Source organism: Marisediminitalea sp. (assembly GCF_984433645.1).
This window is the reverse complement of the sequence record NZ_CFIDRX010000112.1, coordinates 4,043-14,686: the sequence shown is the minus strand read 5'-3', so window position 1 is coordinate 14,686 and position 10,644 is coordinate 4,043. Positions and strand designations below refer to the sequence as shown.

Genomic DNA, 10,644 nt, shown 5'->3' with positions numbered 1-10,644 from the left:
AGTCACGTTTTAGCTGGCTCACATTCCCTTTCGATAAAATTATGCACCTCAAGCGCCGCAATACCCGCGACCAGGCCAAAAAGAACATTGCGGCCCATTATGATTTAGGGAATACCCTTTACACGCACTTTTTAGATAAAAGCATGATGTACTCCTCGGCTATCTACCCGGATGCAAACGCATCACTGGCCGAAGCGCAGCAATACAAGCTAAAAACCATTTGCGACAAACTGCAGTTGAACAAATCAGACCATTTAGTGGAAATAGGCACAGGCTGGGGTGGCCTGGCCGTATTCGCTGCAAAACACTACGGATGTAAAGTGACCACAACCACTATTTCAGAAGAGCAATTTGCCTATGCTTCTGAGTGGGTGAAGAAAGAAGGATTAGAAAACCAGGTTACACTACTCAAAAAAGACTACCGGTTACTTGAAGGCAAATTCTCAAAACTGGTGTCTATTGAAATGATTGAAGCCGTTGGTAAACCCTACCTCAACCAGTTTTTCACCAAATGTGCCAGTTTACTCAAACCAGACGGTCTGATGTTGCTGCAGTCTATTATTATTGACGATCGCCGCTATGACACCTACCAGAAAGGCGTGGATTTTATTCAGAAACACATATTTCCAGGTGGTTTTTTGCCTTCGCAACTCACCCTGAACGATCACATCAAGCGTGCCAGCGATTTGTCTATACGGGATCTACACGATATAGGCCTGGACTACGCCACAACGCTCCGCGATTGGTTTGAGGCATTTAATGTTGCTCGCCCGGCTCTGGCGGAACACGGCTATGACGACCGATTTGCACGTATGTGGGAGTACTACCTGAAATATTGCGAGGGAGGGTTCCTTGAGCGCACCATTAGTACGGTGCAACTGGTATTAAGTAAACCTCGAAGTGAAGCAAAAATGGCCCGATAACGGGCCATTTTTCTATTGCTAACCGGCATATAGCCGCAAAATCTATAATGTTTAACCTGCAGGCTGGTCCAACACGGAAATCGGTTTAGAGCGAATGGGCTCACCCTGGTTAATATTAATTTCAACACGCCGATTACGAGCACGCTCTTCTGCCGTAGTCGGCTGCTCGACCAGCGGTAACGTTGAAGCCTTACCCACAACTGACATACGCGATTCATCAAACCCTGCCGCCAGGCGCATTTCCTCCGCTACAGCAACAGCGCGTTGTGCAGACAAGTCCCAATTTGAGCGATACAGTTCATTAGAGATCTGCTGACTGTCACTGTGTCCGGAGACTTCAATCTGGCCAGGCATATCTGCCAGGATTTCGCCAATCTGGCGAATGATGGGCTTAAATTGAGGTTGCAGGAACGCAGAGCCTGCCGAGAAAGACCCGTTCTCACGAATGCGAATAGTAATCTGCTGCCCCAGGGATTCCATCTCAATGGAGCCATCTAAAATCTGCTTCTGCAGCTGCTGCGCCACTTTTTTCATCATCTCGGCAACCTGCTCCTGGTTTGCCGCTTGCTGTGTTGACGCAGACTGATCTGTTGACGTTTGCTGCGATTGACCACCGCGCTGGGTGCCACGTTGTTTTTGACGTCCGCCAGCCGAGTCTTCATCTCCCGCCTGAAACTCCAGCATTTGTTGGGTCATGTCGATGGTTTGCTGTTGAATGGTATCAATGGGCGTGGGATCCGGGCGGCCGGGACGGAATTCCATGGCAATTACGCTGGTGCCTTTAGGAATGTCCTTCACTTCGATTTTGTTTTGTACACCAAAGGCAAATTTCATCGAACCGGCTATTTGCTTAAATTTAAGCACGTCCATTTCCGAGAATGCCAACAAGAGTACAAAGAAGCACATCAGCAGTGACATGAGGTCCGCAAAGGTCCCCATCCATGCGGGGAGACCTTCGGGGGGGCATTTAGGGCATTCTTCTTCCTGTGCCATCGGTTACTCTTCCTCTGCCCCGGCACCACGCTTACTGGCCGCCAGATAGTTTTTCAGAATACCTTCAATAACACGGGGGTTCTGTCCATCCGCAATACCCACAATCCCATCGAGGATCAAAGACTGGTTGAGTTTTTCTTCGTTCAGTCGGTTAGACAGCTTTGCCGCGATTGGCAGACAAATTACGTTAGCCAGGAATGCACCGTACAGTGTGGTTAACAAGGCTACCGCCATAGCCGGACCGATGGCTTTTGGGTCATCCATGTTCGATAACATGGCTACCAGACCGATAAGCGTACCGATCATCCCCATCGCCGGGGCCACGTCACCTAAACCTTTAAAAATAGATACACCGAACTCATGACGTTCGGTTGTCATGGAAATGTCTTTAGCCAGCGTTTCACGCACGACGTCGATATCATGGCCATCAACCAGCATATCAACCCCTTTTTGCATGAAAGGGTTTACTATTTCTGCTTCTTCCAGCGCCAGGAATCCACCTTTACGCGCCGCATCGGCCATTTCAACCACCTTTTCAATCAGTTCTTCAGGCGTGTCGATTTTGAACATAAAGGCCTTGCCGGCCACTTTACCCGCACCAAAAAATTGCCCCAGCGTAAACTGTGACATAACAACAAATAAACTACCGCAAAATACAATGAGTACTGACGGAACATCCACAAACATGCTGAGGTCGCCCCCGAGGATCATGGCCATTACAATAAAGCCAATACCACCTAACATGCCGATTAAGGTTGCTAAATCCACTTGTATCCCTCAATTCATTTATTGTGTTTGATGCGTTTTGTTATGAGTAACTATAGCCGCAAATTGTTGCGGCAGCATGTTGATATTGAACAATTATGCAAGTACCAACATTAACGCTATCTGATTGGTTTTCAGTCATTCTATCGGCAGATAAAAAATTTTCTACACCGGAAATTCATTGTTTTGGCTTATTCGCTGTTTATCTGCTCAGCCTATTCAGGCTTTGTATCGCATCACAGGAAAATATCCCGGGCGTGACTGCAAACTATTTGACCCATCTGCGCCCCTCGGTTAATGTGCCCTTTTTATTTTGGTCATAGAGAGAAAACCGTGAGCGATAAAGCCTCCGATACGTCCCCGACATTTGAGCAAACCCTGTCTGAGCTTGAACAAATCGTCAATGAAATGGAACGTGGTGACTTGCCTCTGCACGATGCGCTGAAGAAATTTGAACGCGGCGTAGAGTTATCGCGTCTTAGCCAACAGGCACTGACCGATGCCGAACAAAAGGTAAAAATCCTTACCGAGCAAGGTAATAGCTCAACGCTGCAGGATTTTACGCCTGACGACGAGCTGTAATATGACTCTGAAAGCAATTCAACAAACGGTTCGTCAGCAAGTAGACGAGGCGTTATCAGGTGTCATCAGCACATTACCTGATCACGCACCCGAGTTAAAAGCCGCAATGCATTATGCATTGACTGCAGGCGGGAAGCGGATGCGGCCTCTGCTAGTCCATTTGACTGGCAACATGCTGGATCTGCCTCGCACAGACCAACTCACCATTAGTATGGCAATTGAATGCGTTCACGCCTATTCATTAGTGCATGATGACCTGCCGGCGATGGACGACGATGACCTGCGACGCGGACAGCCAACCTGCCACATTAAATTCAGTGAAGCGACCGCTATTTTAGCCGGCGACGCTTTGCAAACCCTCGCGTTTAGCATATTGGCGGAACAACCTTTAAGTGCCTTTGGCGATAAGCAGCGCGCGAAACTCATTGGTAGCCTGGCTCGTGCTTCCGGGTATCTCGGTATGTGCGGCGGACAGGCCATAGACCTGGCATCAACGGGTAATCTCATCGACGTTGATCAATTAAAGCAATTACACCGTTTAAAGACCGGTGCGTTACTTACGGCTTGCGTTGATATGACATGCAGAGCCAGTGAATCTATTGCGCCGGAAAGCCACACTTTATTGTGTCGCTACGCCGAATTAATCGGCCTGGCATTTCAGGTCCAGGATGACATTCTCGACCTGACCGCGAGCACTGAAACACTGGGCAAACCCAGCGGCTCAGATGTGGCGTTAGGCAAAAATACCTTCCCATCGCTACTCGGCTTAGACACCGCCCGGGAAGAATTGGCAAAATTGCATCAACAGGCGCTTCAAGCCTTGGACGGTTTGCCCTACAATACGGACTACTTAGTGGCGTTTACCGATTTAATGGTTAATCGCGACCATTAATCCGCCAGACAGACACAGTACAAATATAATCAGAATGACTTTAGATTTAGCGCACTATCCTACTTTGGCCCAAGCCCGCTCTCCGGAAGCGCTTCGCAAATTGCCTCAAGACAAACTGCGAGCCCTTTCAGATGAGCTTCGTCAGTACTTACTTACCTGTGTAAGTCAGTCCAGCGGACATTTTGCATCCGGCCTCGGCACGGTTGAGTTAACCGTTGCCTTGCACTACGTATACAACACGCCGTTTGACCGCCTTATTTGGGATGTTGGCCATCAGGCTTACCCGCACAAAATTCTGACTGGTCGTGCAGAGCAAATGTCGACCATTCGAAAAAAAGAAGGGTTACACCCCTTCCCCTGGCCGCCTGAAAGCGACTTCGACACCTTTGCGGTGGGTCACTCTTCAACGTCAATCAGCGCTGCGCTGGGTATGGCCATTGCGGCTGAAAAAGAACAACAGGGCCGTAAGGTTGTCGCCGTCATTGGCGATGGCGCAATGACGGCCGGCATGGCCTTCGAAGCCATGAACCACGCTGGCGATATCAGCAAAGACATGGTGGTGGTATTAAACGACAATGAAATGTCGATTTCCGAAAATGTCGGCGCATTGAACAGTCACCTGGCCCGCCTGTTAACCGGCAACCTGTTTAACAGTATTCGTGACGGCGGCAAAAAGCTGCTGAGTAACGTGCCGCCCATTAAAGAATTCGCCAGCCGGGCAGAAGAACATATTAAAGGCATGGTGGTACCGGGCACGATTTTCGAAGAACTAGGTTTCAATTACATTGGCCCTATCGACGGCCATGACATCAATGGTGTGGTCGACACACTTCGCAATATGCGTAAGTTCAAAGGCCCACAATTACTGCACGTGGTGACTAAAAAAGGTAAAGGCTATCCGGAAGCCGAAAAAGACCCGATCAAGTTTCACGCGGTACCAAAATTTAATCCGGCAGATCAAACTCTGCCCAAATCTGCCGCCTCCAAACCAACCTACTCGGCTATTTTTGGCAACTGGTTGTGTGATATGGCAAAAGCCGATCCTAAGCTAATGGCAATCACGCCTGCGATGCGTGAGGGCTCAGGCATGGTGGCTTTTTCCCAGCAATTCCCGGAACAGTACTTCGATGTAGCGATTGCTGAGCAGCACGCTGTAACCTTGGGTGCAGGTATGGCTAAAGAAGGCCTGAACGCCGTTGTTGCGATTTATTCTACCTTCCTTCAGCGTGCCTACGACCAATTAATTCACGATGTAGCATTGCAGAATTTGCCGGTATTGTTTGCCATTGATCGTGCTGGTATTGTCGGCGCCGACGGCCCAACACACCAGGGGGCGTTTGATATCGCGTTCCTGCGCTGTATCCCTAACATGATTGTGATGACACCTGGCGACGAGAACGAATGCCGCCAAATGTTGTATACCGGACACCTTGCCAACCAGCCAGCAGCGGTGCGCTACCCACGTGGCGCAGGCAAAGGCATCACGCCAGACACCGAAATGACCGCCTTGCCAATTGGTAAAAGCCGTACTTTGCGAGAAGGCAAGCGCGTTGCCTTACTCAATTTCGGTACGCTGTTACCGTATGTAGAAAAAGCGGCTGAGACGCTGGATGCCACGTTGGTTGATATGCGCTTTGTGAAGCCGTTAGACACCGATATTCTGGATAGTCTTCAGCAAGACCATGATGTGCTGGTGAGTGTTGAAGATGGCTGTATCATGGGTGGCGCAGGTAGCGCAGTTGCTGAATATCTCATGCAAAAGCAATACGGCACAAAGCTACTTCAGATTGGCTTACCGGACAGCTTCATCCTGCAGGGCACACAGGAAGAAATGTATGCCGAGCTTAAATTGGATGACACTGGCATTGTCGAGCAAGTTAAGGCGTTTACCAGCCAATAATCATTTATGACTAAAAAGGCATATCGAGTGATATGCCTTTTTACAGATTTGGCGCTGAATTAACTATCCAAATAAGTCCATGAAGGCTCGCACACGCCATCAGACCAGCAATGATATCGTCGAGCATGATACCAAGCCCACCACTGACGTATTTGTCCACCGGGCCAATTGGCCAGGGCTTAACGATATCGAAGAAACGAAACAGCAAAAAGCCTGCTACTACCGTCCACAATGACAATGGCACCCACAAGAATGTCAGTAAGATACCAGCTACCTCATCCCATACAATAGAGCCGTGATCGTGAACCTGCATATCACCTGCTGTTTTACCACACAGATAAATACCAATTGCGCTGGCCAAAACAGCGACTAACAGTAACGTAACTGGCGGCAGGTATGAGAAGGGAATTAGCAGCGGTAACGCCGCCAACGAACCGAAGGTACCGGGCATAAATGGGATCAGGCCACTGCCAAATCCCAACGCCAGAAAGTGGACAGGATTTTTTAGCGAAACACGTTGTCGAAGCTGCTTATCCATGGTCGAACTGGTGTTCGTAGCCGCTGGATTCTGGCAAAGAATAACGCTCGTCGTACAGGCGCAAATCCAATTGTCCTGCGTGGCCGGTAATCTGGCCAATGCAGGTCGCTTTCACGTTAGCATTCGACAGTGACGTCTCCAGATTGCCGCGCTGCTCTTCATTTACCGTGAACACCAACTCGTAATCATCGCCAGCGGTTAACGCGTAGCGATAAGCCGCTTGCGCCCCAACAGATTCAAACAACGGCGCAGAAATAGGCAAACGATCAACATGTACCGTCGCACCACAGTTCGATGCGTTCAGAATGTGCTTCAGATCAGATACCAGCCCGTCAGACACATCAATACACGCATTTGCCGTTCGGCGCAGTGCAGTGCCAGCCATTACGCGAGGCGTTGGGTAATAATGGCGATTCACCAGGTAATCCCTGTGGCGCTGTGGCACCGTAATGGTATTTTGCAGAATATCGAGCCCTGCTCCGGCATCGCCCAAAGAGCCAGTGGCATATATCCAGTCACCTGGTTTTGCCCGGCTTCGGCGCAACTCGTTGTCTGGTGGAATGAAGCCTTGCGCCGTAATTGTCATGGCCATAGGGCCAGCCACCGTATCACCACCAATTAACTGCACCGAATAATACTCGGTCAACTCGTAAAGTCCGCTGGCGAACTCTTCAATCCAGGCTTCATCGCAATGGGGTAATGACAACGATAAGCTGATCCACGCGGGCTCGGCCCCCATAGATGCAAGATCGCTAAGGTTTACCGCTACAGCTTTGTAAGCAACAGATCGCGCTGGCGCGTCGGGGAGAAAATGCACGCCGGCGATCAGCGTGTCAGTGGTGACGGCTAAATGCTGGTTTTCAGGTACCTTGGCAACGGCACAGTCGTCGCCAATCCCTACCAGTACGTCTTTGCGCGTGTGTCCACCTTGCGCAAAGTACCGTTTAATCAGATCAAATTCTTTCACAATCGTCGACGTAACATCTTAAATGAATCACGATGAACCGTGACCAGACTGGCGTTTGCCGCTAGCCACGCTCATGAGGGCGCAATGTGCGAACAGCCTTGTCCAGCGCGCCATTGATGAATTTATGGCTATCTTCAGCACCAAATGCTTTAGCCAGTTCAATCGCTTCGTTAATAACAACCTTGTATGGGACCTCAACATGCTGAGTTAGTTCAAAGGTTGCCAAGCGTAAGATGGCTTTTTCGATAGGATCTAGCTCTTCCGGCAGGCGGCCGAGATACGGACGAATTTTATCGTCCAGTTCAGGCGCACTTTTAACAACACCGCGCAGCAAGCCCTGAAAAAAGCGCATATCCACTTTCTTCATATCGTTGCTGGTCGCAAGCGCTAATTCCACCTGCTCAACGGCGTTGTTAGTCATTTGCCAGGAATAAACGCCCTGTAGGGCAAGTTCACGGGCTCGACGGCGAGGAGATACTTTCACAAATCGCCCCTTTACGCCAAACCGTCAAGTGCAGACATAACATTGACCATTTCTAATGCGCCAAGTGCAGCTTCTGAACCTTTGTTACCGGCTTTTGTACCTGAGCGCTCGATCGCTTGCTCAATAGAGTCTGTGGTAATTACACCAAATGATACCGGGATACCGTATTCCAGTGATACCTGAGCCAGGCCTTTGTTACACTCGCCTGCTACAAAATCAAAGTGGGGTGTACCACCGCGGATCACAGCGCCTAATGCGATGATCGCGTCGAACTTCTTAGACTCAGCTAACTTTTTGGCAGCAACAGGTAATTCATATGCGCCTGGCACGCGAACCAGTGTTACGTCATCATCGCTGACTTCGCCATGACGCTCCAGAGTATCAAGCGCACCTTCCAGTAGGCTCTCTACTACAAAACTGTTAAAACGTGACACAACAATGGCAAATTTTTTACCTGTTGCGCGAATATTACCTTCGATTACCTGCATAGCCCCAATCCCGTAAGAATCCCGTGTGAAAAACGGCGCGAAGTATACCACAACAGCGCCAAAACCCAATCGTTAGTCGTGAATATACTCGACAACTTCCAATCCAAATCCCGACAGCGCGTGATATTTGATTGGCTTACTTAGCAATCGCATCTTTTGTACGCCCATGGCGGCTAAAATCTGGCTGCCTACGCCTACTGTGCGCGACGAGCCCTGCCAATTTTTACCAACCGGCTGTTCGCCGCGATCTTCAGCAGCAAACCGGCGTAATTGTGACTCCAGATCTTCTTCTTTACCCAGTAAAACCAATACGCCACCTTCCGCAGCGATTTGTTCCATGGCATCAGGCAGAGTCATAGAACGCGAAATTCCGCGAGTCGAGCCCAGTAAATCACTCAGGGTATTATGCAAATGCACCCGAACCAGCGTTGGGTTGTCGGCGCTGATTTCGCCTTTTTTCAACGCGAAGTGTAATTGGTTGTCGATGACGTCTTTGAATGTATGTAGCTCAAAGTCACCGTATTGTGTTGGTAATGCACAACTCGCAACTTTTTTAATCGTCGTCTCGTTCAAATTACGGTATTCGATTAAGTCGGCAATGGTGCCAATCTTTATGCCATGCGCCTGAGCGAAGGCTTCGAGCTGTGGACGCCGAGCCATGCTGCCATCGTCATTCAGGATCTCGACGATCACAGCCGCTGGTTCACAGCCTGCCAGTCTGGCTAAATCCACCCCAGCTTCGGTGTGCCCGGCGCGGTTCAGTACTCCGCCTTCTTTGGCGATCAGCGGGAAAATGTGGCCCGGTTGCACAATATCTGTTGCCTTGGCATCCTGCGCCACTGCAGCAAGAATGGTGGTCGCGCGGTCGGCTGCGGAAATGCCTGTGGTAACACCTTCCGCGGCCTCAATCGACACGGTAAAGTTAGTCGAAAACTGCGCTTCGTTTTTGTCTACCATCAAGGGTAAATTCAGGCGTTTACAACGCTCTGCCGTCATGGGCATGCATACCAGACCACGAGCGTGTTTAACCATAAAGTTAATGGCTTCCGGCGTGACATGCTCGGCCGCCATAATCAGATCGCCTTCGTTCTCGCGATCCTCGTCATCCATCAGGATAACCATTTTACCTTGTTGAATATCTTCAAGGATTTCAGCTGTAGTATTCAGTGCCATAATCGTTCTTTTGTGTAGGGTTATCTTTTTAAGTAGCCGTTTTCAGCCAAAAATGCCAGGCTGATATCGGATTGTTTTTGAGGTTCAGCGGCCTTGTCGCCGAGCATCAGGCGTTCCAGGTAACGAGCAATGACGTCAACTTCCAGGTTAACACGGGTGCCGACCTGGTAGTGACGCATCACGGTTTCCTGCAGCGTATGGGGAATGATCCACAGCATAAACTCACTGCCATTTACTTTGTTCACCGTGAGGCTGACGCCATCAACGGTTATGCTGCCTTTATGCGCAATATACTTTGCCAGCTCGTCAGGGGCTTTTACCCAGAACTCGATATAATCACTGTGGGTAATAACTTTGGATATGGTACCCACGCCATCCACGTGGCCAGACACAATGTGCCCGCCAAAGCGGCTGTTAGCCTGCATGGCTTTTTCGAGGTTTACCTGCATACCCGGTTTGTACTGCGCAAAGCCGGTAAGTCGAATTGTTTCGGCAGATACATCTGCGCTGTAATGATTCGGGCTATAGTCAACAACGGTTAAACACACGCCGTTCGTTGCAATGCTGTCGCCCAGCGCCACGTCTGACATATCCAGTTTGCCTGCGCCTACTTTCAGGCGAATCGCATCGCCTCTGTCGACCATGGATTCAATTGTGCCTAGTGCTTCTATGATGCCTGTGAACATGTCGTTATCCTGCAGCAGCGTGAGTGACGGGCGTCATTACCCGGTATGTCATTCGAATGTCTTCAGCTATATGTCTGAGATCGGTCATTTTCAAGTGGGGAGCCTCATTAATCTGCTGATAATCCGGCAGTGTGAGCATAGAGATGCCTTTGTCGCCGAGCACTTTGGGCGCTTGATAAACAATCAGCTCATCAACCAAGTGCTGACCCAGAAATGCCCCGGCCAGACCTGCGCCTGCTTCTAACCAAAGTTC

The 10,644-nt window shown here is 49.7% G+C and carries 13 protein-coding genes; 4 read left to right on the top strand and 9 right to left on the bottom strand.

Features of this window, described 5'->3' with window-relative positions; genetic code table 11:
- Window positions 1–923, top strand: a 923-nt coding sequence (locus tag AC4MRN_RS13985) for a class I SAM-dependent methyltransferase (protein ID WP_491203602.1), incomplete at its 5' end; no start/stop codon positions are given.
- A 51-nt stretch (window positions 924–974) separates the two neighbouring features.
- On the opposite strand, the gene AC4MRN_RS13980 is transcribed toward AC4MRN_RS13985, so the two are convergent.
- On the bottom strand, window positions 975–1,916 hold the full coding sequence (locus AC4MRN_RS13980; protein WP_073322902.1) for a flagellar motor protein MotB: 942 nt from the start codon (window positions 1,914–1,916) through the stop codon (window positions 975–977).
- A 3-nt stretch (window positions 1,917–1,919) separates the two neighbouring features.
- Window positions 1,920–2,684: a flagellar motor protein PomA gene (gene pomA, locus AC4MRN_RS13975; RefSeq protein WP_073322904.1), complete on the bottom strand. Its 765-nt coding sequence runs from the start codon at window positions 2,682–2,684 to the stop codon at window positions 1,920–1,922.
- A gap of 330 nt (window positions 2,685–3,014) precedes the next feature.
- On the opposite strand from pomA, the gene xseB reads away from it, so the two are divergent.
- Genes xseB through dxs form a run of 3 tightly spaced genes read left to right on the top strand, consistent with a single transcriptional unit; the run spans window position 3,015 to window position 6,055 of the window.
- On the top strand, window positions 3,015–3,263 hold the full coding sequence (gene xseB, locus AC4MRN_RS13970) for an exodeoxyribonuclease VII small subunit (RefSeq protein WP_370165902.1): 249 nt from the start codon (window positions 3,015–3,017) through the stop codon (window positions 3,261–3,263).
- Window position 3,264: 1 nt separating this feature from the next.
- Window positions 3,265–4,155: a (2E,6E)-farnesyl diphosphate synthase gene (ispA, locus tag AC4MRN_RS13965; RefSeq protein ID WP_370240292.1), complete on the top strand. Its 891-nt coding sequence runs from the start codon at window positions 3,265–3,267 to the stop codon at window positions 4,153–4,155.
- 34 nt (window positions 4,156–4,189) lie between these two features.
- A complete protein-coding gene (gene dxs, locus AC4MRN_RS13960) occupies window positions 4,190–6,055 on the top strand; it encodes a 1-deoxy-D-xylulose-5-phosphate synthase (protein WP_370240293.1) in 1,866 nt (621 codons plus the stop codon).
- A gap of 40 nt (window positions 6,056–6,095) precedes the next feature.
- Here dxs and AC4MRN_RS13955 read toward each other — a convergent pair whose 3' ends face one another.
- The 7 genes from AC4MRN_RS13955 to AC4MRN_RS13925 form a co-directional block, all read right to left on the bottom strand.
- Entirely contained in the window at window positions 6,096–6,593 is a 498-nt protein-coding gene (locus AC4MRN_RS13955) for a phosphatidylglycerophosphatase A family protein (protein WP_491203601.1), read from the bottom strand.
- Window positions 6,586–7,560, bottom strand: a complete 975-nt coding sequence (thiL, locus tag AC4MRN_RS13950; RefSeq protein ID WP_073322916.1) for a thiamine-phosphate kinase — start codon at window positions 7,558–7,560, stop codon at window positions 6,586–6,588. Before thiL ends, AC4MRN_RS13955 begins: the two co-directional genes overlap by 8 nt.
- Window positions 7,561–7,621: 61 nt before the next feature.
- A complete protein-coding gene (gene nusB / locus AC4MRN_RS13945; RefSeq protein WP_073322919.1) occupies window positions 7,622–8,044 on the bottom strand; it encodes a transcription antitermination factor NusB in 423 nt (140 codons plus the stop codon).
- An 11-nt stretch (window positions 8,045–8,055) separates the two neighbouring features.
- Window positions 8,056–8,532, bottom strand: coding sequence for a 6,7-dimethyl-8-ribityllumazine synthase (gene ribH / locus AC4MRN_RS13940; protein WP_073322921.1), 477 nt, complete (start codon window positions 8,530–8,532; stop codon window positions 8,056–8,058).
- 72 nt (window positions 8,533–8,604) lie between these two features.
- Entirely contained in the window at window positions 8,605–9,705 is a 1,101-nt protein-coding gene (gene ribBA / locus AC4MRN_RS13935; RefSeq protein ID WP_490711791.1) for a bifunctional 3,4-dihydroxy-2-butanone-4-phosphate synthase/GTP cyclohydrolase II, read from the bottom strand.
- Window positions 9,706–9,725: 20 nt separating this feature from the next.
- On the bottom strand, window positions 9,726–10,391 hold the full coding sequence (locus AC4MRN_RS13930) for a riboflavin synthase (protein WP_255052934.1): 666 nt from the start codon (window positions 10,389–10,391) through the stop codon (window positions 9,726–9,728).
- A 4-nt stretch (window positions 10,392–10,395) separates the two neighbouring features.
- The coding region (locus AC4MRN_RS13925; protein ID WP_491203600.1) for a RibD family protein at window positions 10,396–10,644 on the bottom strand (249 nt) is incomplete at its 5' end.

Coding starts and splice junctions, on each gene's coding strand:
- AC4MRN_RS13980 (WP_073322902.1), bottom strand. CDS start 1,916: ATGGCACAGGAAGAAGAATGCCCTAAATGCCCCCCCGAAGGTCTCCCC.
- ispA (WP_370240292.1), top strand. CDS start 3,265: ATGACTCTGAAAGCAATTCAACAAACGGTTCGTCAGCAAGTAGACGAG.
- dxs (WP_370240293.1), top strand. CDS start 4,190: ATGACTTTAGATTTAGCGCACTATCCTACTTTGGCCCAAGCCCGCTCT.
- AC4MRN_RS13955 (WP_491203601.1), bottom strand. CDS start 6,593: ATGGATAAGCAGCTTCGACAACGTGTTTCGCTAAAAAATCCTGTCCAC.
- ribH (WP_073322921.1), bottom strand. CDS start 8,532: ATGCAGGTAATCGAAGGTAATATTCGCGCAACAGGTAAAAAATTTGCC.
- ribBA (WP_490711791.1), bottom strand. CDS start 9,705: ATGGCACTGAATACTACAGCTGAAATCCTTGAAGATATTCAACAAGGT.
- AC4MRN_RS13930 (WP_255052934.1), bottom strand. CDS start 10,391: ATGTTCACAGGCATCATAGAAGCACTAGGCACAATTGAATCCATGGTC.